The following is a 23288-nucleotide window of genomic DNA, read 5'->3' as shown; positions in this document are numbered from 1 at the left end:
TGCCGGACGCATCGCCCGGCGTTGCCGGACCGGCCGGGGCACCGCATGACCGCCTAGTGCTGACGCGCGCCGACACGTGTATCAGCGGCGGCGGCGCTCTGCGCTTCCTTGAGTAGCGAGACGAGTAGGTCGCTGAGGATCTGCGGGCCGTGCTGGGTGAGGATGGATTCGAGATGGAACTGCACGGATCGGAATCCCGGGCCGCGCAGGGCGTGCACCTCGCCCGTCTCCGGGGTTCGGCTCACCTGCACGGTCTTGCCCTGCCCTCGTGAGATGACGCCGTGTGCGGAACGGGCGGTGTAGGTGTTGTAGAAGCCCACGAGTTCGGACCGGCCAAACAGGTCAACGCGCATCTGGACGCCCTGGTTGGGCACCGTGCGCCGTACGAGGTCGAAGCCCAGCTCGGCGGCGAGGACCTGGTGGCCCAGGCAGATGGACAGGAACGGGACCGCGCCGGCGAGCAGTTCACGGGTGAGCGTGCGGAGCGTGTTCATGCGCGGGTCTGTCATGTCGCTGGGGTCGCCGGGGCCGGGACCGACGATGACGAGGTCGTAGCCCTCCAGTTGCAGCGGACTGTCGTATCGGGTGATCGTGGTCCGGAGGCCGAGGGATCGCAGCTGATGGCCGAGCATTCCCATGAAGGTGTCCTCGTTGTCGACGACCAGGACGCGCCGACCGTCCAACTCCGGTTCCGGGCTCGTCCGGTGTGCCCCGTCGAGCCAGAATCGCGACAGCGTGGAGTTGCGGCTCTGCAACGCCAGCCGGACCCGGGGATGGGTGGACGGCGACGGGTGCGCCCCCGTGACAGCGGGCTCGCCCGCGGCGCCGTCGCCGTCGAGCGTGAGGCCGAGCGCTTCGAGCATGCCCGCGGCCTTGGCCTGCGTCTCGGCGATCTCGGACTCGGGCTTGGAGTCACGGACCAGGGTGGCGCCGACGCCCAGGCGCAGCTTGCCGTTGTTGCCGACCTCGGCGGTGCGGATCATGATCGCTGAGTCGAGCGTGCGGCTGCCCATCGCGTCACGGCCAATCAGTGCGAGAACGCCGCCGTAGTATCCGCGCCCGGTCGTCTCATGTCGGGTGATGACCCGGAAGGCGTTCTCGAGCGGACTGCCGGTGACGGTCGGCGCGAGCAGGGTCTCCCGCAGCACGTCGCGTACGTCGAGGTCGCTCTGACCGGTCAAGATATACTCAGAGTGAGTGAGACGTGCCATCTCTTTGAGAAACGGGCCGTGCACCCGACCGCCGGAGGTGCACATACGCGCCATCATCTTCAGTTCTTCGTCGACGACCATATACAGTTCGTTGGCCTCTTTCGGGTCATTCAGAAACTGCAGTAAACCGGAAATGTCCGGCCCGGTCGAGGGGTGCCGGTAGGTCCCGCTGATGGGGTTCATCGAGATGGTGCCGTCTGCCATGCTGACGTGCCGCTCCGGTGATGCGCCGATGAATGTCCCCGCGCCGGTGTGGAACAGGAACGTCCAGTACGAACCCAGCTCCCCGGTCAGCAGCCGCCGAAAGATCGCCAGCTCCGTGCGGGCCGAACAGTCGTCCAGCCGCGCGGCGAAGGATCGCCTGATGACGAAGTTGGATCCGGCGCCCTGTCCGATCTCATCACCCACCACGCGCTTGACGATCGCCGCGTAGTCCTCGTCGCTGGCGTCGAATCCGGCGTCGGACACGCGTACCTTCTGCTCGGGCAGGCCGGCCAGGGCCTGATCGAGGCTGAGTTCGGCTTGCTCGTGGATCCGCATGGCAAGCAGGGGCGCATGGTCGTCGTGGCAGTCGAACCCGCGTTCGGTGACCTGCCGGTACGGGACCGCCACAAGCAGGTCGTGCCGGGCGCCACTCGCCGGGTCGCCGGGTAGGGGCAGCTCGGCGAGGCTGCCCACGTCGTGGACGTCGCCGGTCAGGACCTCCACGCGCGCGTCCTTGGCCGGGTCGGGCCGATACAGCAGGGCGAAGGCGCGCCCGTCCTCGCCGAGGCCGGCCAGAACATCCGGGGGTCCGGCCATGCTCGAATGCGTCCCGTCCATATTGCTCCCCTTCGCATGAGATCAGATCACCCCTCTCGATACTGCGGCGGCGAAAGGCGTAGCACATGACGTGACGCCACGATCCCGTATTCCCGGTAACGTGCGGCCGGTATGGCGTGAACAGATGAATGCGGCACCACTACTCGAGCGGGTAGTGGTCGGGCAAATGCATCGCCATTACTGTCGACGACATTGCCGGCTCAACGAGGGCGGTGAACATGGCTGTGAATGTGCTGGTCCAAAAAAGCGGCGGTGCTTCTGCGCGGACTCTCGAGCGCGTTCGTCATGCCGCCCGCGTATCGCCGCGGCGCCCTGGCGTGGGTCGTCCGCGGTCGTCTGGGCGGGCGGCCGGAGGGCCGGTGACCTGCTGGGGCTGGCGGCCGACGTCGGTACTGCGGGTCCGTCCCGGGAGCTGGATCAGTAGCGGTGGACGACCCAGACGCCAGGGACCCTGATCCCACGTGAGGCGCTGACGAGCATGCCTGAGGTGGTCAAGCCGTGCAGCCTGTTCAGGCACGACGAGGACTGGGACAAGCGCTCCTCTACTACTGACGGGAACGACATGCCTCAGATGCGGGTGGCTGTGGCCGGGGCCGGAATCGCCGGCCTTGCCCTGGCCGCCGCCCTTCGCCGGGCCGGGATCGACTGCCACGTCTACGAGCAGGCGGAGCACCTGACCGAGGTGGGTGCGGGAGTGCAGGTGGCGCCCAATGCCACCCGGTTGCTGCATCAGCTCGGCCTGCGCGATCGCCTGCGCGGCGTTGCGGTCGTGCCGCAGGCGATCGAGATGCGCCGCTGGGACGACGGCAGGCGGCTGCAACGCACCCCGCTGGGCAGTCTGTGCCGCAGCCGCTTCGGCGCGCCTTACTACACCATGCGCCGCGCGGACCTGCTTACCAGCCTGCTCTCCGTCGTGCCGCCTGACCGGGTGCACCTCGGCGCCCGCCTCGCCGCCGTGACGCAGAGCGCCGACGAGGCGCGGCTGCACCTGTCCGACGGTCCGACGGTCACGGCGGACCTGGTCGTGGGGGCCGACGGCATTCATTCGATCGCACGTGAGCAGATCGTGGCCGATCGGCCGCGCCCCTCCGGGCAGACGCTCTACCGGGGACTGGTGCCGGTCGAGCGGGTGCGCTTTCTGCTCACCGAGATCCGGGTGCAGTCGTGGCTCGGACCGGACCAACACCTCGTGTGCTACCCGGTGTCGTCGGGTCGGCAGGTGAGCTTCGAGGCGACCATGTCCGCCTCGGACAGGCGAGAGGAGTCGTGGTCGGCGCGGGGCGACGTCGCCCCGCTCGCCGCGGCGTACGCGGGCTGGCATCCGGACGTGACACGGGTGATCGACGCGGCGGAGACAATCACCAGGTCGGCGCTGCACGATCGGGAGAGCATCGAGCGGCTCAGTTCGGGACGGGTGGCCGTCATCGGCGACGCCGCGCATCCGATGGCACCGATCCAGGCGCAGGGCGCGAACCAGGCGATCGAGGATGCCGTGGTGCTCGCGGCGTGTCTGGCCGACGCGCGCCCGGGCGACCTGAGCGCGGCCTTGCGCCGCTACGAAGGTATCCGCCTTCCCCGGACGACGCGGATCCAGCAACAGTCCCGTGCCAACGCGGAGACATTCCACCTCGTCAACGGGCAAGCGCGGCATCGCCGCGACACCTCCGCCCAGACCGCATCCGGTCTGGACCGGCATGAATGGCTCTTCGGGTACGACGCCGAGCAGGCAACTACGACCAGCGGGAGCGCATGATGGAACTGACCGGAATCGAGTCGACGGTCGCACTGGTCACCGGGGCGGCGCAGGGCATCGGTGCCGCCGTGGCGGGCCTCCTGGCAGGCGCGGGGGCGCACGTCGCGGCCGTCGACCGCAACGCCGAGGCGCTCGACACCGTTTTGACCAAGATCGAGGCGGAGGGTGATTCGGTCCGCGGCTACCTCGTCGACGTGCGCGACAGCGAGGCCGTGGATGCGCTCGTGGGGCGCGTCGAGGACGAGCTCGGGCCCATCGGCGTCCTGGTCAACGCGGCCGGCGTCCTGCACACCGGCCGGGTGGTCGAGCTGTCGGACCAGCAGTGGAGCGAGACCTTCTCGATCAACGCGGGCGGGGTGTTCCACCTGTCCCGGGCGGTGGCCCGCCGAATGATCGGCCGCCGACGGGGTGCGATCGTGACGATCGCATCCAACGCCGCCGGCGTGCCGCGCACGGAGATGGCCGCGTACGCCGCCTCGAAGGCCGCGTCGGCCCAGTTCACCCGATGTCTGGGGCTGGAACTCTCCGACTACGGCATCCGGTGCAACGTCGTCTCGCCGGGCTCGACCGACACACCCATGCTGCGCGCGATGCTCGGCGAGGCCGGTGATCCGCGGCAGGTGGTCGAGGGCTCGCCGGCCGCGTACCGCGTCGGTATTCCGCTTCGAAAGCTGGCCCAGCCGCGGGACGTGGCCGAAGCGGTCGCGTATCTCGTGTCGGACCAGGCCGGTCACGTCACGATGCACGACCTGTACGTGGACGGCGGCGCGGCCCTGCACGTGTGACGTCGTCGGATGCCGAATAGGAGACGAACCATGGTCATGACCCCGATCGCGGCGTACCCCATGCCCGGTGACAGCGATCTGCCGAGTGCGGCGATGCCCTGGCGCCCGGATCCGGACCGGGCCGCCGTGCTGGTGCACGACATGCAGCGCTACTTCCTACGCCCGTTCCCAGCCGGGCAGTCCCCGCTCACCGACCTGCTCGCCAATGTCATGAAGCTGCTCGCGGCGGCCCGCGCGGCCCGGGTGCCGGTGCTGTACACGGCACAGCCGGGTGGGATGAGCCGTCGCGACCGCGGGCTGCTGCACGACCTCTGGGGTCCCGGCATGAGCAGCGCGGAGGCCGATCGTGGCATCGCCGACGACGTCGCCCCGGAGCCGGGCGACACGGTGCTGACCAAGTGGCGCTACAGCGCGTTCTTCCGCAGCGACCTGGAGGAGCGACTGCGGGGGTCGGGCCGGGATCAGATCATCGTCTGTGGCGTCTACGCGCACATGGGGTGCCTCATTACCGCCAGCGACGCGTTCAGCCGCGACATCCAGCCGTTCCTCGTGTCGGATGCGTTGGCCGACCTGTCGCTCGACGACCATCTCATGGCGCTTCGGTACGCGGCGGATCGTTGCGCGGTACCGCTGACCACGGCGCACGTGCTGGCCGCGCTGGAGAGCTAGCGCCCGGTTCGCGGGGTTGTCGGTGGTGTTGTGGATCCTCGCCGTGGGTGTGGTCACCAGGCGACTCGATGACGCGAACGCGCCATACCCGCTCTCCCGGATGTGGATCCCCAGCCCATTCAATGCCGCTCTTGGCAACGCAAAGACGTGATGCGCACACACCGGCGGCTGGGCCACGCTATCCGCGCACACCCCTCGACCGGGAGGTTAGCGCCGGCGCGACCGGGCCGTCGCCGGGCTCGTCTGGCGATCGGCTCGCGGCCTGCCGCGGCTCCCGCAGGCCCGTCTCGCTGATCTCTTGTGTGGAGGACAGATGCAGCAACCCAGCTCTACGGCGGACTTCGCCCCACTCGGTCCGTGGCAGGGCATGCCGGCGGCTCAACAACCGGACTGGCAGGACCACCCCGCGTACCACGAGGTCTGTCATTCGCTTTCCTCATCGCCACCCCTGGTGACGACCGAGGAGATTTGGCAGCTGCGGGAGTCGCTGTCGACACTGGCCCCCACCGGCACTCTTCTGCTGCAGGTCGGCGACTGCGCCGAGAGCTTCTACGAGTGCACGCCCCGGCACACCTCAGGCAAACTCGAAATCATCGACCGGCTGGGGGACAGGCTCGGTGAGCTCACCGGTCAGAGTGTCATCCGTGTCGGCCGGATGGCCGGACAGTTCGCCAAGCCCCGATCGCAGGCCATGGAGTGGCACGACGCGCTGCGCATCCCCTCCTTTCGAGGGCACATGATCAATTCGGACATCGCCGGGTCGAGGACCCGCAGAGCCGACCCGCGGCGCATGGTCTGGGCCTACGAGGCCAGCGACGCGGTACAGCGGGTGATGCGGAGCTACCGTCAGGGAAACGGACGTACGGCGACGGCGGAGGGCCCGTGGTCGAGCCACGAGGCGCTGGTGGTCGACTACGAGTCCCGGCTGGTCCGCAGCGCCCCGGACACCGACGACCTGTACCTGGGTTCGACCCACCTGCCCTGGGTGGGTGAGCGGACCCGCGAGCCGGCTGCGGCCCATGTCGCCATGCTCTCCTCCGTCGTCAATCCGGTGGGATGCAAGATCGGACCGGACGCCGACCCCGATGATGTCCTGCAGGTGTGCGAGGCGCTCGACCCGCGGCGCGAGCCGGGCCGCCTCGTCCTGATACCCCGGATGGGTCGGGACCGGATCCAGGAGGCCCTGCCATCCATAGTCCGCCGTGTGGTGAATGCGGGACACCCGGTGGTCTGGTTGAGCGACCCCATGCACGGCAACACCGTGAAAGCCTCGAACGGCCTGAAGACACGCCACCTCACCGACGTGATCACCGAGGCGCTGCGCTTTCGTGACATCATGGGGCAGAACGGGCAGCACGCCGCCGGTCTCCACATCGAGGTCGCGGCGGACGATGTGACCGAATGTATCGGTGGATCCGTAGAGAACGAGGACCAACTGCAGCGTCACTACACCTCACTGTGCGATCCGCGGCTCAACCCCGGCCAGGCCACCGAACTCATCGAGGCATGGGCCAAGGGAACGGCGATGGGTCGTTGCTGACCGGGCCGGTACCCGCATCCCTGGAAAGAACCCGTACGCACCGGTCCTTCGCCGCGAGCGGAACGCCGCGACCGTAGCCTGGTGTGGAGTGACGGTTGGTCAGCCCGGCTGCTGGCGGGCGGCATCGGCCCGTACCTCGGCCCGGTTACCGCAACTCGCCATGTTGCACGAGCGACGCCGGCCCCACCGGTCGAGGAGGGGCCATCCGCGTTCGACGGCCGGGCAGTGTCCAGCGGGCGAGTCCGTCCTGGTCCGACTCCATCACGGCCACAGCGGCGGCTCACTGTGCCTGCTCGACCAACGCCACGTCGTGATGATCCTGCGCCTCGCGCAAGGCTCTCGACCTGCGACCAATCAAGGCTCAGCCCGCCGGCGATCTACCGGCCCATCATTCTCGTCGACGACCGCGGCCGCTGCGCCCACGCCGAGAACCAGTCCAGCCCTCAACGTTGATACAGAGGTCAACAGCGGCCGCGACCTTCAACAAGGCGCCGATCTCGATTCCCAGGCTCGACGGCCATTGGTTGGTACGGGCGTCCTCTGTTGCCATTGCGGCTGGTACAACACCCGCCGCATCCAAAAGGAACTGGGCGACCTCCGCCCCGACGAATACGAGACCGCCTGGCACCGCCAACCGACCAGCCTGACCGAGCCACTTACCACCACCCCTGCACCAATCGGCAGCAGGTAACCACCGCTCCATCAAAGTGGTTGAAGCTCAGGCGACCGGGCCGCGAACCGGCGAAGAAGAGGTCGAAGGGCGGCAGACCACCAACCTCGACTCCGAGAACTGCAAGCAGCGCCACGCTGCGGAGTGCCACATCAACCGCCTGAAACGCCACCGCGCGTTCGCGACCCGGTACGACAAGTTCGTCGTCCGCTACCAGGCCAGCCTCCACATCGTCGCGATCAATGAATGGCGTCGACCGCCGATGAGACAGGGCCTTGGGTGTCCGGTCCAAAGGGGAACCTCCTCCTTTATCATGATCAGACCCGACGGGCCTGCGCCGATGACGCAATCGGCTTACGCTCAGCGACATGAAAAAGCTCCTCGCGGGCCTGACGTCGGTGCTGCTACTCGCCGAGGTCGCGGTGTTCTACCTAGCCGCCAGCGGCGCGTTCATGCACGTGTCCGACGAGGAGGCCTTCATGCCCCACCGCGTGCTCGGGATCGCGATCTTCGTGTTCGCTGTGGTGTGCCTGGTCGTCGCCGCGCTCGCCCGGATGCCCGGACGGCTCATCGGCATGGTGGCGCTGATCGCCGGGCTGACGCTCGTCCAGGGGATGATCCGGGCGCTCGCCAAGTCCTTTGGGGAGGCTGAGGCGGGGCACATCGTCTTCGGCCTGCACGGGATGAACGCGCTGGCGATCTTCGGCGTGACCGTCTGGGTCGCGCAGCGGTCGCTCCAGATCGCGTGGCGGCGCGCCGAGCTCAGCCGAACGGCGTCATAACCACAGCCGCGTTGATTGTCCCGGACCACGCCTGCACGCTGCTGGGCGCCGTCGCGTGGTTGGGCCGCAGGCGTGACCGCGGCGCTGCGGCGCGCCAGGCCCGCACTTGTGCTGCTCGCCGCAGCGCTGGTGCTGACGGCGGCGAGGGCGGTGCCGATGGCGGTGCTGGCCGGGCGAGGGCTGGTGGTGGGCCGGTGCGGGTCTCGGGTGACGCCGCCGTAGGTGGACGGATCGACGCTGATCAGGGCTGGGTGGATGAGACTCCGCTGTCGGCGGGCTGACCGTGCGGGCCACCGTGGGCATGGGGGATCGCTCGGCGGCCACGTCCCGGGATCGGCCGGGGCGGTGGTGGCGCCGTCGAGGCGCGGACGACGAGCTCGACCGGTTGGTCGGCTGCCGGTGGAAGCTCGACGTCCGGCTTCTCGATGGTCTGCACCAGCAGCGCGAGGCCCTGCCGCGTGACCTCGTCGAACGGCTGCCGCATGGTGGTGAGCGGGGGAGTGACGTAGGCGGCGACCGGGATGTCGTCGAACCCGACGACGCTGATGTCCTCGGGCACCCGGCGCCCGGCCTCGAGCTGCGCGCGGATGAGCCCGATCGCCATGTCGTCGTTCGCGGCGAACACCGCGGTCACGGTGCCGTCGCCGGCCAGTTCCCGGCCCGCCGCGTAGCCGGACGCGGCCGACCAGTCGCCCTCGACGACAGGCGGCTCGTCCGCGCCGTGGGCTCGCAGCGCCTCGCGCCAGCCGGCGAGACGATCCCGTGCCGAATACCACCGCTGCGGGCCGGCCAGGTGATGGACGGTCGCGTGCCCCAGCTCCAGCAGGTGCTCGGTCGCGGCCCGCGCGAGCCGGCCCGCGCCGACCCTGGCGGTCACCACCTGCGGCGCGGTGAAGGTGGGCGGCGCGCCGAGAACCAGGACCGGCACGTCGACGCTGATGAGGCCGACGCCCTCGTCGATCGGCTCGGAGATGATGACGCCGTCCACGCCCTGGTCCAGCAGCGACGCCAGGGCGCTCGCGATGCCGCCCGGGTCGCCCTCGATCGTGGTGACCACCCGCAGCGTGTAGCCCACCTCCCGAACCGCCCGCTCGATGCCCATGAGCCACGACGCCGGCCCGTACAAGGCGCTGCCGAGCGTCACCACGCCGATCGACCGGGTCCGCCCGGAGGCCAACGCCCGGGCCGCCTGGTTGCGCCGGTAGCCGAGTTCCTCGGCGGCGTCCAGGACCCGCCGGCGCACGTCGGCCGAGACATACGGCTCGTCGTTGAGGACCCTGGACACCGTCTTCTGGGAGACGCCGGCCAGCCGCGCGACGTCCACGCTGCGCGGCGTCGGAGGGCTTCCACCCGGCCTCGCCAGTCGCGTCACGGCACCTCCCATCGCCAGCCATCGTCCTGTATGATTGCGCAGTCATGTCTACGCAGTCAGACACTCGCCGTCACGAGCCCGCAACCCGCTCGTAACGTGGGCGAAGCGCGTTACTTACCAGCACCCTAACTCCATTTTCGAAGCGAACAAGTCAGGCCGGGCCGCCCGCCGACTTCACCGAGGGCCACAGTGCTGTCCACGTCTTCAGCGCGTCACGCAGCCGGGACCGCAGGGGCGAATCGGTTCGCTATTCGATCGGTACCGCGTCGGCGGGCCGGCGACACGGAGTGCCTGAGCGCGATGCCCAGCACTCCGGAAGGGCCGTATTATCGGCGGCCACTCGAAGCTCGTGAGGCGCCAGGAGCAGGAAGTAACCGCCTTGAAACCTTGACTTCACGCGCGATACGCCCATTAAATACATACCTATGTATCTGGGCCGCAGCCACCCTTCCCGGGTGGTCGGCGACGCCGGCAGATTTGTCGAATCGATTCGAGTCTCGGCCCTGAGGCTGTGCTCCGAACCGGTGTTGCGGAGCTGTCGGGTGAGTCACAGGAGGTAACCGTGCATCGTACGAACGTCCACTGGGGTGGCCGATTGTCGGCGTTGGCCAGAGGGCTGGCCGCGACCGTGGCCCTCGCCCTGCCTCTGACGCTGGGTGGTCTGACCCTGGCGACCCCCGGGTCGGCCCTGGCCGCGCCGGTCGCGACGCAGAGTGTCGCGGCCGCCGGACTTGACGGTGTGGCGGCCGGCAACGCCGCGCTCACCTCGGTCGACCTGGCCGGGACGTGGAACTTCACGCCCGCGGGTCGGGGGGCGACCACGATCGCGGTACCCGGCGGCGGCTGGTACAAGCAGGGCTTCACCACCGTGAACGAGGCGGTGTACTCGCGCAGCATCACCGTGCCGGACTCGGGGCAGCCGCAGTCGACCTGGATCGAGTTCGGCGCCGTCAACCACCAGGCGACGCTCTCCGTCGACGGCCGAGTGGTGGCGACCCAGACGACGGCGTTCACCCCGTCGAACTTCGACATCAGCGCATACGCGGCACCCGGCACCACCCACACGATCACGGTGAACGTGAAGGGCCGCGGCGCGTTGAAGGCATCCAACGGCCGGTACCTGGTGCCCGACGCCGCCACGTGGTCCGAGGCTGTCCCGCAGGGAATCTTCGGGTCCGCGTTCCTGCGGGTGTACCCGGCGGTGTACGTCAGCGACACATTCGTGCGTACGTCGGTGGCGAACAAGACGCTGACCTACGACGTGACGGTGCGGAACACGTCGGGCAGTTCCCGGTCGGTGACGTTGACCGGGTCGCTGTCGTCCAGCAACGGAACGGCTTTCAGCTACCCGGCACTGCCCAGCCGTACGGTCACCGTGGCGGCCCGCTCGACCGCGACCGTGACCGTCGGGCCGGTCGCGTGGAACCTCGACAGCACCTCGTACTGGTGGCCCAACGTGCCGTACCGGTCCGGGTACCGGGCGCAGCTGCACGGGCTGGCGGTGCATGCCGTCACCGACGACGGCCGGACGAGCGACGCCGAGTACCGGTTCGGGTTCCGGGAGGCCACCCAGAACGGTGACTACTACTACCTCAACGGCGTGCGCGTGAACTTCCGCGGCGACAACCTCCAGGGTGCCGACTATGACCGGATCAACAACGGCGGCAAGGGCGACGCGTACCACACCCTGCCCGGCTTCCTGCCCCCGTCGTCCGGCAACGGCGGCTGGCCGCAGGCGGTGGACAACTACCAGCGGCTGAACTACAACGTGGTGCGCATCCACCAGGAGCCCGGAAGCCCGTACATGTTGGATGTCGCCGACGAGATGGGCCTGATGATCATCGACGAGGTCGCGATTCGCGGCTCCCAATCCTCGCAGGAGTGGCAGAACTCCGTCGGGCGCGACAACATGATCAACCACGCCCGTGCGCTGGTCCTGCGCGACCGCAATCACCCCGCGATCATCCGCTGGAGTCAGAACAACGAGCCGAACCAGAGCGGCCAGGATTCCGAACAGTTCGAGAAGGACCTGTACGCGGCGATGAACGGCGCCGACGGCACCCGGCCGATCATTGTCGAGGTGGGCGTCGGCAACAATGTCAGCCTGTATCCCGGGATGACGTACGCCAACTTCGCGGTTATCCCGCACTACGTCGACGGCTTCGGCAGGTACGGGGAGGGCCTGGTCACCGTCAACGGGCGGCCCGACGGCGAGGGCGAGTTCATCTGGCCGGCATGCAACAACAAGCAGGGCTTCGAGTGGTTCGCCACCGCGACTGCTGCCAAGCGCGGCAAGGGCGCCACCGACCTGCGTCCGTACACCCTGCTGTCCGCCTGGGCCAGCGTGGTGCCCGGCGTGCGGTCCACCGACTTCACCCCGGAGGAGGGCGGTCACCCCATCTACGGCGTGGACAACCTGCCCGACCCGTGGAGCAACCCGCAGATCCAGCGGGTGCAGGCGGCGTTCAACCCGGTGGCCGCGATCGACCTCCCGTACTGGTCCGCCTCCGGCAATTCGGATGCGAACGGCACCTTCCCGCTGCCGCAGGCGGTGCCCAGCTACGCCCGCGGCGCCACGGTGACCCGCAACATCACCGTGTTCAACGACGACCTCACCAACACCTCGGTGACCTTGGCCTGGACCGCCCGGCTCGACAGCCCGACCGGCGCGGTCGTCGCGTCCGGAAGCAGCAACCTGACCATCCCACTCGGCACGCGGGTGACCCAACCGGTGTCCTTCACCGCCCCCGCCACCGGCAGCCGCGTGTACCTACAGCTGTCGACCACGAAGGCCGGCAGCACCACCTTCACCGACTCGGTCGAGTACTTCACCCTCGGCGGAAGCGGCGGAACCGGGCCCGCAGCGGGCACCTACCGCATCGTCAACCGCAACAGCGGCAAACCCCTCGCCATCGCCGGGAACTCCACCGCCGACGGCGCCAAGGCCGTCCAGCAGAGCGGCACCCCCACCTGGACGATCAGCACCACCCAGGACGCCTACACCCTGCGCTACACCGCCTCCGGAAAGATGCTCGACGTCAACGCCGGCAGCACCACGGCCGGCCTACAACTACAGCAGTGGTCGGCCAACGGCGGCACCAACCAGTCGTGGTACCTGCGGCCCACCGGTAACGGCTACTACACCATCGTCGCCCGCGGCAGCGGACTGGCAGCCGACGTCTCCGGTGCCTCGACCAGCGACGGGGCGCAGGTCGTGCAGTGGACCGCCAACGGCGGGACCAACCAGCAGTGGCAGTTCGTGCCCGCCTGACCAGTAGCAGAGGTGAGTGTCAAGTTCGGCCGCCGGTAGAACGGGCCGCCGACTGTCGCGCCGACTCGGGGGCACGGTTTGTGCCCCCGAGTCGGCCGCGATCCAATCACTGTGGGACACGAGCTACCGATCCGAACAGACGCGGGCCCCGGTCCGCTCGCTACCTGTACGTGAGCCAGGCCCGGGCGTCGCGGCTGAGTGCACGGACGGTCGGTGGTAGCCCACGCGGGCCTGGTCAGGTCCGGCCGACCGAACGGTAGGGCCAGAAAAATTCGCGCAGCTCCTGCGCGTACAGCTCGGGCTCCTCGAAGGGCGCGAAGTGGCCACCCCGGTCGAACTCGGTGATGCGCACGACGTTGGCCGTGCGCTCGAGCCAGGCCCGCGGCGGGTGGAGCGTGTCGCCGGGGAAGAGCGCGAAGCCGGACGGTACATCGACCCTGCGGGCGTGTTGTTCCGGCGGGATCGCGGCGTTGGCGACGTACATGCGCATCGACGAGCCGATCGTTCCGGTCAGCCAGTAGCGCGTGAGCAGGGTGAGGATCTCGTCCCTGGTGAAGCTCCGCTCGATATCGCCGTGACAGTCGCTCCACGACCGCAGCTTCTCGACGATCCAGGCGGCCAGTCCGGCGGGTGAGTCGGTCAGCCCCACAGCGGCGGTCTGCGGCTTGGTGCGGTGCATCGCGGCGTACGCGCCTTCGCTGGCCTTCCACGCGGCGGCGGCGTCGAGCCAGGCCCGCTCCTCCGGGGCGAGGTCAACGGCGGTGAGAACCGGGAGGCTGGCCTCCATGCGATGCACGGCAACGACTCGCTCGGGATGGTTCAGGGCGAGATAGCGGCTCACTGAGCTGCCGATGTCCCCTCCCACGGCACCGAAACTCGCGTGACCGAGCGCGGTCATCAGCTCGGCCCACAGGTCGGCGACCGCGATCGAGTCGAGGGGTCCTCCCGCAGGACGGTCCGAGTGCCCGAAGCCCGGCATGTCCGGCACGACCACGTCGAAGGCGTCGGCCGGGTCCGCGCCGTGCGCCCCGGGGTCGGTGAGCAGGGGCACCACCTTCTCGTAGCGCCACGACGAGTCCGGCCATCCATGGCAGAGGACCAGCGGCAGCACCGGCCCAATTGGCGCGACGGCACGCGCACGAATGAACGAGACGCCCATGTCCCGGATCCGCGTGCGAAAGCGCGGCAGGCGCGCGAGAGCGGTCTCCTGCGCCGGCCAGTCGAACTCCTCCGCCCAGTAGTCGACGAGTTCGCGCAGATAGGTGATGTCTGTGCCCAGCGACCACCCAGCGTCCTCCGGCGCGTCCGGCCAGCGCGTCGCCCGCAGGCGCGCGCGAAGGTCCTCCAACTCCTCAGGGCTGGCGTGCACCCGGAACGGCTCGACACTCGTCGGGTCCTGCGACGAGGGAATCATGAGCCGCACCGCCTCGCCGCGCTACGGACGGTGACGGCACCGCCATCCGTGCCATGAGTTGTTGTCATGGACGGATCATGACAACCTCCGCGTACGTCGACAAGCTTCTGGTGGTGGAGACCGGTCGTCGGTGCGCCAGACCCGGCGTACCCCCGGTCGAAGGTCATTGGGACGAACGCCGACGGCGACTCCACGGCCTCGCCCGACCACATCGTCTCGCCGGAACGGATCGTCAATATGCCGGGCTTCAGTGGCTGTCGGACAGCGTCAACAAGTCGCCGCAATCTCGCCGCGTGGCCGATATGGCGATGGCCGATCCGAAGTGGAGAGACGAGCAGGTCTCCCTCGCCGACCAGGTCAGCGAGCAGTTGCGAGCTATCATCGACCGGCTGCTGAAGAGTCAGGGTTGACGGGGAGTGACGTGACGGATCCGGTCGAGGTCAGGGTCGGCTTGGAGAATTGGTCCCTGGCTTTCGTCGGCCCGGATTCGGCCGAACTGTCCCGGATTCCTGCGCAGTGGTGGCCGATCGCGCGCTCCACCGATCCGGCGAACCGATGCCGCAGTGCAGCGGCGTTGTGGAACCGGGGTCTGCTCGATCTGTTGCCCCGGTTCACCGAGGCGCTGCGCACGCGTTTCGTCGACGTCCAGGCTGCTATCACCGATGACTGCCCGGTGCTGGTCTACGTCGGACGGGCGGACGACGGCGGGTCCGTCGGCTGGGTCGGCTACGACCCGCGTAGCTTCGGTGAACCGCCACCGTTCTGGGATAGCTTCCCCGAGCCGCTGCGGGTCTTTCTGCGCGAGGTGCACGCCGGCTTCGTCTCGGGCGACCGGCTGTCGTACGGGCCGGTACGTCCCCGGCACATGGAAACGCTGGCCGACCTCAGCGACTGGCCGGAGGGCATCGACGGCTGGGAGGCCGACATCGAGTCGACCCGGTTGTTGCAGATCAGCTCGGACGGCGGATTGTTGAGTTACTGTCTGACCCCGGACCTGCGGCCGGGACAGGTCGCCCTGGTCTACGAGGGTCTCGTCGGCGCGAAGGACTTCGGCTCCGAACTGGACGAGCTTCTTACCTCGCGGCTGCGCCACCCGTAGGACCTAGCCACCGTCCGACCGGCGCGCGATGCCGCGCGGCGAGCCCTTAACTCCCGGAGCGTGAAGACCCTCGTCGCCGGTGGAGCCGGTCTCGTCCGGTCCGAGTAAGTGCACATCCCGCGGCGGCCGGGAGCCGGCTGTGGCCGCTCACCCGTGCGGTGTCGAAACAGCTCATGCCGGTCTTCGGCAAGCCGATGATCGGCTGTCCACGGCCCGGAGGGCCGGGCACAGTGCCCGGCCGATCCGATTCAGCGTCGCGCCAGCGGCGGCTGCTCCGGGTAGCGGCCGCCGGCCGCGGCGCCGGGCGGCAGGGCCGCGTCCATCGCGTTCAGCTCGGCCTCCGTCAGCTCGACGTCGAGTGCCTGGACATTCTCTGTCAGGTAGCGACGTCGCTTGGTGCCCGGAATCGGCACGACGTCGGGGCTGCGGCTGAGCACCCAAGCGAGTGCCAGCTGGGCGGCGGTGACGTCCCTGGCGGTGGCCAGTTCACGCACCCGCGCTACCAGTTCCATGTTGTGCCGCAGATTGTCGCCCTGGAAACGGGGCGTACCGCGCCGGTAGTCGTCGGCCTCCAGTTGGGTGAGGTCGGTGATCGCGCCGGTCAGCAGCCCCCGCCCGAGCGGGCAGTACGCCACCAGCCCGATGCCCAGCTCGCGCAGGGTGGGCAGCAGTTCGGTCTCCGGCTCCCTGCTGAACAGCGAGTATTCATACTGTCCGGCGGTCACCGGGTGCACAGTGTGAGCCCGGCGCACCAGGTCCGCCGGGGCCTCGGAAATGCCGAGGTGGCGCACCTTGCCGCTCGCGACGAGATCGGCCAACGCGCCCCAGGTCTCCTCAATGGGCACCTGCGGATCGACGCGGTGTTGGTAGTACAGGTCGATGTGGTCCACTCCGAGCCGGCGCAGCGACGCGTCGCAGGCCCGGCGCACGTAGTCAGGGCGACCGTTGATGCCGAAATAGCCATCCTCGGGGCGGCGTTCCACGCCGAACTTCGTGGCGATCACCGCGTGCTCGCGGCGGCCGGCGACGGCCTTGCCGACCAGCTCCTCGTTGGCGAACGGGCCGTACATGTCGGCGGTGTCGAGCAGGGTGACGCCGAGCTCCAGCGCCCGGTGGATCGTGGCGATCGACTCATTGTCGTTGCGGTCACCGTAGAACTCGCTCATGCCCATGCAGCCGAGGCCGAGAGCGGAGGTGGTCAGGTTCTGGCCGAGCACGCGGTGATGCATCCGCGATTCCTTCCAGGTGAGGAGATGACGACGGACTACTGCCCTCGGGATGTGTCGTACACCGTGGGTCTCCTTGCCGCTCGGGGCGCCGTGGTGGCAACGGTCAGAAGGTGATGACGACCTTGCCGCGGGTGTGCTTGCCGGCGAACTCGGCGACCGCGCGCTGCGCCTCGGCAAACGGGAACCGGGCGCTCACCTCGGCCCGCAGCCGACCCGATGCGGTCGCCTCGACGATCCGTTGCAGCAGGCCGTTGGTGGCCTCGATGTGGGCGTACGAGGCGCGCACCTCACGGTCGAAGACCGGCGGACCACCGGCCGGAGAGATGAGCAGCCCACCGCGCTTGACAGCGGCTGCGGTTCCGGCCAGTGCGGGACCGGCATTGATCAGATCGACGGCGACGTCGACGCCGCCGGGAACGTGGCGCAGCGCCTCCTCGGTCGTGTCGCCGGAGGTGTAGTCGACGGTCACCGCGGCACCGAGGCCACGCACGTAGTCCGCGTCCGACGGCGGCGCGGTCGCCACCACGCGGACGCCGGCCTGGGCGGCGAGCTGCACCACGAACGAGCCGACACCCCCGGTCGCGCCGACCACCAGTAGTGAGTCGCCGCTGTTCAGCCCGGCCTGCTCGACAATGGCGGCCGCGGTCATCGCGGCCACCGGCAGAGCAGCGGCGTCCACCGGGTCCAGCGTCTCCGGCCGGGCCACCACCTCGGGGCCGTCCAGAGCCAACGTGTACTCCGCGACCGCGCCGGCGACCGGGTGGGTGAACGCCACCACCTCGTCACCGGGGGTGAATCGGGTGACGCCCTCACCGACCGCTTCTACTGTGCCGGCCGCGTCCAGACCCAGCACGAACGGATGCGACACCGGCATCATCTCGCGCATCACTCCGGTGGCGAGTTTGACGTCGAGCGGGTTGAGCGCTGCCGCTCGCAGCTTGATCAGGATCTGTCCCGGCCCGGGTGCCGGCTTGGCCAGCTCAGCGATGGTGAGCTGGTCGATCGGACCGTACGAAGGTGCGACGAGTGCCTTCATGGTGACGGGCCTTTCTGCGGTCTAAATGGAAGGTGTTCCACTTAATCGGGAAGGCTATCCGGAAAGGTTTCCGATTGCAACGTCGCCGCACCGCTGGCCTCGACCTGCGAAGAACTGCTTACACTGCCGCGACAGCGCGCAGGTCACGGCAGAATGGGCGGACGGGCGCACCGGCTGCCGGAGGCGTGGCCGCGGGAGAGAGGACTGTCGGGTGGTTGGAGAGCCGGAGACGGCAGCGACGCCGGTCCCCGCGACACTGCCGGTCGCGGGACAACCGGGAATCGAACGCGCCGACGCCGCCCGCAACCGCCGCAAGATGCTCGACGCCGCCGCGCGCATCGTCGCCACCGAGGGCGTCAAGGCGCTGGCCCTCGACGAGGTGGCGCGGGCCGCGGGAGTGGGCACCGGCACCGCCTACCGCCGCTTCGGCGACCGCGCCGGACTGATCTTCGCGTTGCTCGACGAGGAGGAGGCCACTTTCCAGGCCGCTTTCCTGCAGGGCCCGCCGCCGCTGGGCCCCGGCGCGCCGGCGGCCGAGCGGATCCATGCCTTCCTGCATGCACTGGTGGACCGGGTGGAGGCGCAGCTGGAAATGCTGCTGGTCACCGAGGCCAGCTCGCCGGTGGCGCGATACCGCAGCGGGCCGTACATGATCTACCACACCCACCTTGCCGGTTTGCTCGGCGAGGCACGCCCCGACGTCGACCCGCACTACGTCGCGGCCGCGCTACTCGCGCCGGTCTCGGCCACCCTGATCAGCTACCAGCTGCGCGAGCGCGGCCTCGGCACCGACGTGCTCAAGAGCGGTCTCGACGACCTGCTGCGCCTCAACCTCTGAGCGTCTCCGCCGGCTGTCAGACGCCCTCAAGTCTCCCGGGTGACGGGCGCAGGTACACGTACCAGGTGAGGACGAAGCAGACCGCGTAGAAGGCGATGAAGGCGACGTAGGCCGCATCCGCGCTCTGGTAGGTCAGGAACGACTGCCGGAAGGCAAGATTGACGAGGACTCCGCCGAACGCGCCGATGGCACCGGCGACGCCGATGAGCGCGCCGGAGAGGCGCCGGGCCTCGTGCTCCGCCGCCCGGTCGTGCGGGTCGGCCGCGCCGCCGGCGGTCACCCGTACGCCGCACCTGGCCCGGAAGATCGCCGGGATCATCTTGTACGTCGAGCCGTTGCCGATGCCGCTGAACACGAACAGCGCGATGAAGCCGACCAGGTACAACGGCAGCGAACGTTGCTGGGAGGCGAGCAGGACGGTCGACGCGCCGGCCGCCATCGCCACGAAGTTCGCGAAGGTGACCCGGGCCCCGCCGAGCCGGTCGGCCAGGGCACCGCCCACGGGACGGATGAGCGAGCCGAGCAGCGGCCCGAGGAACGTCAGGTACGCGGCCTTCACCGGGGTGTTGAAGGTGTCGGCGAACTGCACCTGAAGGACCTGGCCGAAGGCGAACCCGAAGCCGATGAACGACCCGAACGTGCCGATGTAGAGCAGGGACATGATCCAGGTGTGCGGTTCGCGGGTGACGTCACGCATGGCCCGTTTCTCGTTGCGGGCCTGGCTGAGGTTGTCCATGAACATCGCGGAACCGAGTGCGGCCAGCACGATCGCCGGCAGGTAGATGCCGGCGACGATGCCGGGACTGGCCGTCCCCAGGACTGCCAGCACGAACAGGCCGACGAGCTGGACCGCGGCGACGCCGAGGTTGCCACCGCCGGCGTTGATGCCGAGCGCCCAGCCCTTGAGCCGGTCGGGGTAGTACGCGTTGATGTTCGCCATCGAGGAGGCGAAGTTCCCGCCGCCGACGCCGGCCAGCGCGGCGATGAGCATCATCGTCGCGTACGAGACGCCGGGCCGGATCAGGAAGGCGCCGAGCAGGCTCGGGACCAGCAGCAGCGACGCACTGATGATCGTCCAGTTGCGGCCGCCGAACCGGGCCACGGCAAGGGTGTACGGGATCCGCAGCACCGAGCCGACCAGTGCGGGCACGGCGGTGAGCAGGAATTTCCCGGCCGGGTCGATGCCGTACTGCGGCCCGAGGAACAGCACCAGCACCGACCACATCGTCCAGATGGAGAAGCCGATGTGTTCGGAGAAGATGGAGAAGATCAGGTTGCGCCGGGCAATGCGGGATCCCTGGCGTTCCCAGAAGATGGGGTCCTCGGGCCGCCAGTCGTCGATCCAGTGTCCGCGAAGGGTCAGGCTGCGCCGGTCCTGCTCGATGCTGTCGGGCACGGCCGTGGTCATGGTTCCTCCCAGGTGAGTCCTCGGTCCGCTCGACACCGTGCTTGGTTCGCTCCTCAGGCCGGCGGCAGACCCACCACCAGGCGTCCGTCGGCGTCGGCACGGACCGGGTACACGGTGAGTGGGGACTGTCCGGTCGTCGAACGGCCGGTCGCCAACTCGAAGGTGTTCTGGTGCAGGGGGCAGACGACGACCCTCATGTCCACCAGACCGTCCGCGAGCGGCCCGCCGGCGTGCGGGCAGACCGCCGACACCGCGCGCAGGCTGCCATCACGCAGCCGGAAGATGGCGATCATGTCGTCACCCACGGCGTAGGCACGCCCCTCCCCGAGGGGGATCTCGTCGACCGGCCCGAGCCGGTGTTCCACGGCGACGAGCCTGGCCATCACGACCGCCTCACGGATGCCGGACCGGCGCCGTTCCCGTTGTCGCCGCGCCCCTGGTGGCCGTTGCCACCGTGTCCGTTGCCGGCCGAGTCGCCCCCCGGCACGCCGGCCGAGTCGCCCCCCGGCACCGCGGAGCCGATCGACGGGACCACCGGCCCCGGGACCGGGACCGGTACGGGCTCGCGGACCGGCACCTGAGGCAGGACCGCCAACGGCAGGGAGGTGCGGAACTGCCCCGGAGTGACCGGGTCGCGCCGTTCCAGCCACGGGTCCCGGTACGCGGCCACGGAGGCAGCCATGGCCGCGTCGAGCCGCGCCGCGATGCCGTCGCTGTCGTCGACGACCACCGCCCGGATGTGGTCGATGCCCAGCCGGGGCACCCACGCGTACGTGCGTTCCAGCCAGTTCGCGCTCTCTCGGTAGTACTGCAGGAACCGGCCGGTCAGCGTGATGACCTCGTCGGGCGAGTCGACGACGGCCAGGAGGTCCCCCTTGCGGACGTGGGCGCCGGCAGCCCCGCCGACGTAGATCTCCCACCTGCCGCCGTCGATGGCGACCACGCCAAGATCCTTCACGTACGCCTCTGCGCAGTTACGGGGGCAGCCGGTGACGGCCAGCTTCATCTTGCCGGGGCCCTCGATGGCCTTGAACCGGTCCTCGATCGCGATGCCGAGAGCGGTGGAGTCGCCGACACCGAAGCGGCAGAAGTCGGAGCCGACGCAGGTCTTGACCGTACGGAAGCTCTTGCCGTACGCGTACCCGGACGGCATGTCGAGGTCCGCCCACACCTTGGGCAGGTCTTCCTTGCGGATGCCGAGCAGATCGATGCGCTGCCCGCCGGTGATCTTCACCAGTGGTACGGAGTACTTCTCGGCCACCTCAGCGATCCGCTTGAGCTGTGCCGGTGTGGTCACGCCGCCCTTGATCTGGGGGACGACCGAGAAGGTGCCGTCTCGCTGGATGTTGGCGTGCACCCGATCGTTGATGAAGCGGGCGTCGCGTTCGTCGACGTACTCGTCGTCCCACATCATCCGCAGCAGCGAGGCCAGGCCCATCTTGCTCTTCGCGTCCTCCTCGCGGCCGGGCACGAGGGTGGCGAACACGGCGGAGACGGATTTCAGGCCGTGTTCGCGGATCACCGCCATCAGCTCCGCCTTGGGCATCGGCACACCGGGGACGTACCAGCTCGCGGCCGGGTCGTCCTCCACCTTGCCGTCAGCGGCCCACTCGACGATCTGGGCGACCAGGCCCTTGCATGATCCGCAGCCCTTGCCGGCACGGGTGGCGTCCATGACACCGGTGAGCGTCTTCACGCCGCCCTGCACGGTGCCGACCAGCGCCCGCTTGGTGACGCCGTTGCAGTTGCACACCTGCACGTCGTCGCCGAGCTCCGCGGCACTCACGTCGGCCGACGGCGTGCCGAGGTCGAACAACATCTCGACCCGCTCCTTCGGCAGGGCCAGCCCACGGTCGAAGGCCTGCATGAGGAACGCGACCTTCCGCACGTCGCCGAGGAGAGTCGCGCCGACAAGCCGGTCGTCGCGGATGATGATGCTCTTGTAGACGCCCTTGCGCGGCTCGGCGAAGACGACCGTCTCGTCGTCGTCGCGTTCCGCCTCCTTCAGGCCCATCGAGGCGACGTCCACGCCCGCCACCTTGAGCTTCGTGGCCAGCCGAGAGCCGTGGTACGCCGCGTTCGGGTTCGTCCCGGTGAGGTGGTCGGCGAGCACTCGCGCCTGCTCCCACAGCGGAGCCACCAGGCCGTACGTCTCGCCGCGGTGCTGGACGCACTCGCCGACCGAGTAGATGTCGACCTCGTCCTGCACGCGCATCTGGTCGTCGACGACGATGCCCCGCTCCACCGGCAGCCCGCTGGTCGCGGCCATCTCGGCGTTCGCCCGGATGCCGGCGGCCACGACGACGACGTCGCAGGCGATGGTCCGACCGTCCTTGAGCTTGACCCCCGTCACGGCGTGCTTGCCGAGCACCTCGGTGGTGTGCGCGCCGAGGACGACCTCGATGCCGAGCCGCTCGATGCTGCGCCGCAGGATCGCGCCCGCCTGCGCGTCCAGCTGAGCGTTCATCAGATGGCCGGCGGCGTGCACCAGGGTCACGTGGGCCAGGTGGTTCTGCAGGCCACGGGCGGCCTCCAGACCGAGCAGGCCGCCCCCGATCACCACCGCGCGCTCGTGCTCCCGGGCGTACCGGATCATGTTGCGGGTGTCGTCGATGGTGCGAAACGCGAACACTCCCTGGTGGTAGCCGCGCCCGGGGCGGTGGAGGCCGGGAATCGGCGGGACGAACGCCCGGCTGCCGGTGGCGATGATCAGCTTGTCGTACGGCGTCTCGGTGCCGTCGTCCGCGTAGATCCGTCGCGCGAAGCGGTCGATGCGGGTGACCCGGGTGCCGGCGTGCAGGGTGATGCCGTTCTCGGCGTACCACGACATGTCGTTGAGGAAGATGCCCGCCTCGTCGTCGACCCCGGAGAGCACGTTGGAGAGCAGGATGCGGTTGTAGTTGCCGTACGGCTCCTCGCCGAACATCGTGATGGCGAACTGGTCGCCCCCGCCGCGTTCGAGGATCTCCTCGACCGTGCGGGCGCCGGCCATCCCGTTGCCCACCACGACGAGGCGCCGGCGCTTGTCGACGGCGTCCATCAGACCTCGACCAGCCCCAGGTCGACGATCACGGTGCCGGACACCCCGGCCGGCGCCGCCACGTGCACCTCGAGACCGGTGCCGGAGTCGAGGTCCTCGACCACCCGCAGCGGCACGTGGACGTCGGACTTCGCGCCGATCGGGAAGTACCGCATCGGCTGGCCGTCGCGCACGAGCAGGACACAGATCAACTCATCACTGGCATTGCCGCCCCGGAAGTAGACCGGCTGGGCGACGACGCCGCCCGGCACCACGTAGCTGAGCGAACTGTCGACCAGGCCGGGCCGGTCGAGACCCTTGCCCTCGAAGCTGTAGACGCCTTGCAGGAAACGGGGAGTGGTGTGCACAG

20 protein-coding genes and 2 pseudogenes are annotated in these 23288 nt (G+C 69.3%); 11 read left to right on the top strand and 11 right to left on the bottom strand.

Going from position 1 to position 23288, the window contains the following annotated elements; translation table 11 throughout:
- Positions 1-53: 53 nt before the first annotated feature.
- Entirely contained in the window at positions 54-2033 is a 1980-nt protein-coding gene (locus tag AB0O48_RS20105; RefSeq protein WP_357252362.1) for an anthranilate synthase family protein, read from the bottom strand.
- A gap of 478 nt (positions 2034-2511) precedes the next feature.
- Here AB0O48_RS20105 and AB0O48_RS20100 point away from each other — a divergent pair, with 478 nt between their 5' ends.
- From AB0O48_RS20100 to AB0O48_RS20085, 4 genes are all read left to right on the top strand, one after another.
- The gene (locus AB0O48_RS20100) at positions 2512-3786 is read left to right on the top strand and encodes an FAD-dependent monooxygenase (protein WP_365067457.1); all 1275 of its coding nucleotides are present in this window, start codon (positions 2512-2514) and stop codon (positions 3784-3786) included.
- Complete coding sequence (locus AB0O48_RS20095; RefSeq protein WP_357571289.1) at positions 3786-4571, top strand: 2,3-dihydro-2,3-dihydroxybenzoate dehydrogenase; 786 nt, start codon at positions 3786-3788, stop codon at positions 4569-4571. Before AB0O48_RS20100 ends, AB0O48_RS20095 begins: the two co-directional genes overlap by 1 nt.
- A 30-nt stretch (positions 4572-4601) precedes the next feature.
- The gene (locus tag AB0O48_RS20090; protein ID WP_357252353.1) at positions 4602-5240 is read left to right on the top strand and encodes an isochorismatase family protein; all 639 of its coding nucleotides are present in this window, start codon (positions 4602-4604) and stop codon (positions 5238-5240) included.
- 313 nt (positions 5241-5553) lie between these two features.
- Positions 5554-6780, top strand: a complete 1227-nt coding sequence (locus tag AB0O48_RS20085; RefSeq protein ID WP_357252350.1) for a 3-deoxy-7-phosphoheptulonate synthase — start codon at positions 5554-5556, stop codon at positions 6778-6780.
- Positions 6781-6879: 99 nt separating this feature from the next.
- Here AB0O48_RS20085 and AB0O48_RS20080 read toward each other — a convergent pair.
- A pseudogene (locus AB0O48_RS20080) lies at positions 6880-6999 on the bottom strand (CGNR zinc finger domain-containing protein); the annotation flags it as partial.
- A gap of 437 nt (positions 7000-7436) precedes the next feature.
- On the bottom strand, positions 7437-7742 hold the full coding sequence (locus AB0O48_RS20075) for a hypothetical protein (RefSeq protein WP_357571286.1): 306 nt from the start codon (positions 7740-7742) through the stop codon (positions 7437-7439).
- Between the two features lie 76 nt (positions 7743-7818).
- Here AB0O48_RS20075 and AB0O48_RS20070 point away from each other — a divergent pair, with 76 nt between their 5' ends.
- Together AB0O48_RS20070 and AB0O48_RS20065 are read left to right on the top strand one after the other, a co-directional pair.
- Positions 7819-8232, top strand: coding sequence for a DUF6220 domain-containing protein (locus AB0O48_RS20070; RefSeq protein WP_357252344.1), 414 nt, complete (start codon positions 7819-7821; stop codon positions 8230-8232).
- 72 nt (positions 8233-8304) lie between these two features.
- The gene (locus AB0O48_RS20065) at positions 8305-8454 is read left to right on the top strand and encodes a hypothetical protein (protein ID WP_365067450.1); all 150 of its coding nucleotides are present in this window, start codon (positions 8305-8307) and stop codon (positions 8452-8454) included.
- A 19-nt stretch (positions 8455-8473) separates the two neighbouring features.
- Here AB0O48_RS20065 and AB0O48_RS20060 read toward each other — a convergent pair whose 3' ends face one another.
- Positions 8474-9604, bottom strand: a complete 1131-nt coding sequence (locus tag AB0O48_RS20060) for a LacI family DNA-binding transcriptional regulator (RefSeq protein WP_365067447.1) — start codon at positions 9602-9604, stop codon at positions 8474-8476.
- A 562-nt stretch (positions 9605-10166) separates the two neighbouring features.
- Here AB0O48_RS20060 and AB0O48_RS20055 point away from each other — a divergent pair.
- A complete protein-coding gene (locus tag AB0O48_RS20055) occupies positions 10167-12875 on the top strand; it encodes an RICIN domain-containing protein (protein ID WP_365067444.1) in 2709 nt (902 codons plus the stop codon).
- A gap of 235 nt (positions 12876-13110) precedes the next feature.
- Here the strand turns inward: AB0O48_RS20055 and AB0O48_RS20050 are convergent, their stop codons facing one another.
- Positions 13111-14289: an epoxide hydrolase family protein gene (locus AB0O48_RS20050; RefSeq protein WP_365067442.1), complete on the bottom strand. Its 1179-nt coding sequence runs from the start codon at positions 14287-14289 to the stop codon at positions 13111-13113.
- 77 nt (positions 14290-14366) lie between these two features.
- On the opposite strand from AB0O48_RS20050, the gene AB0O48_RS20045 reads away from it, so the two are divergent.
- The 3 genes and pseudogenes from AB0O48_RS20045 to AB0O48_RS20035 form a co-directional block, all read left to right on the top strand.
- Positions 14367-14699 (top strand): hypothetical protein, encoded by a 333-nt coding sequence (locus AB0O48_RS20045; RefSeq protein WP_357252332.1) that lies wholly within the window; start codon positions 14367-14369, stop codon positions 14697-14699.
- 11 nt (positions 14700-14710) lie between these two features.
- Complete coding sequence (locus AB0O48_RS20040; RefSeq protein WP_365067439.1) at positions 14711-15388, top strand: hypothetical protein; 678 nt, start codon at positions 14711-14713, stop codon at positions 15386-15388.
- 137 nt (positions 15389-15525) lie between these two features.
- Positions 15526-15579: pseudogene (locus AB0O48_RS20035) on the top strand (hypothetical protein); the annotation flags it as partial.
- A 57-nt stretch (positions 15580-15636) separates the two neighbouring features.
- On the opposite strand, the gene AB0O48_RS20030 reads toward AB0O48_RS20035, so the two are convergent.
- A complete protein-coding gene (locus tag AB0O48_RS20030) occupies positions 15637-16617 on the bottom strand; it encodes an aldo/keto reductase (protein ID WP_365067436.1) in 981 nt (326 codons plus the stop codon).
- Positions 16618-16720: 103 nt separating this feature from the next.
- Entirely contained in the window at positions 16721-17653 is a 933-nt protein-coding gene (locus tag AB0O48_RS20025; RefSeq protein WP_357252324.1) for an NADP-dependent oxidoreductase, read from the bottom strand.
- A gap of 211 nt (positions 17654-17864) precedes the next feature.
- Between AB0O48_RS20025 and AB0O48_RS20020 the strand changes: the two genes are divergently transcribed.
- On the top strand, positions 17865-18491 hold the full coding sequence (locus tag AB0O48_RS20020; protein ID WP_357571280.1) for a TetR/AcrR family transcriptional regulator: 627 nt from the start codon (positions 17865-17867) through the stop codon (positions 18489-18491).
- Positions 18492-18507: 16 nt separating this feature from the next.
- On the opposite strand, the gene AB0O48_RS20015 is transcribed toward AB0O48_RS20020, so the two are convergent.
- Genes AB0O48_RS20015 through AB0O48_RS20000 form a run of 4 tightly spaced genes read right to left on the bottom strand, consistent with a single transcriptional unit; the run spans position 18508 to position 23286 of the window.
- Complete coding sequence (locus AB0O48_RS20015; RefSeq protein WP_365067431.1) at positions 18508-19899, bottom strand: nitrate/nitrite transporter; 1392 nt, start codon at positions 19897-19899, stop codon at positions 18508-18510.
- Between the two features lie 53 nt (positions 19900-19952).
- Positions 19953-20282 (bottom strand): Rieske (2Fe-2S) protein, encoded by a 330-nt coding sequence (locus AB0O48_RS20010; protein ID WP_365067428.1) that lies wholly within the window; start codon positions 20280-20282, stop codon positions 19953-19955.
- Positions 20282-22939, bottom strand: a complete 2658-nt coding sequence (nirB, locus tag AB0O48_RS20005) for a nitrite reductase large subunit NirB (protein WP_365067425.1) — start codon at positions 22937-22939, stop codon at positions 20282-20284. Before nirB ends, AB0O48_RS20010 begins: the two co-directional genes overlap by 1 nt.
- Complete coding sequence (locus AB0O48_RS20000) at positions 22939-23286, bottom strand: molybdopterin oxidoreductase (RefSeq protein ID WP_357571278.1); 348 nt, start codon at positions 23284-23286, stop codon at positions 22939-22941. Before AB0O48_RS20000 ends, nirB begins: the two co-directional genes overlap by 1 nt.
- Positions 23287-23288: the final 2 nt, after the last annotated feature.

Source organism: Micromonospora sp. NPDC085948 (assembly GCF_040686315.1).
In the GTDB taxonomy this organism is placed as follows: Bacteria; Actinomycetota; Actinomycetes; order Mycobacteriales; family Micromonosporaceae; genus Micromonospora.
Note: the sequence above shows the minus strand (reverse complement) of the source record. Positions and strands in the feature narration are given on the sequence as shown.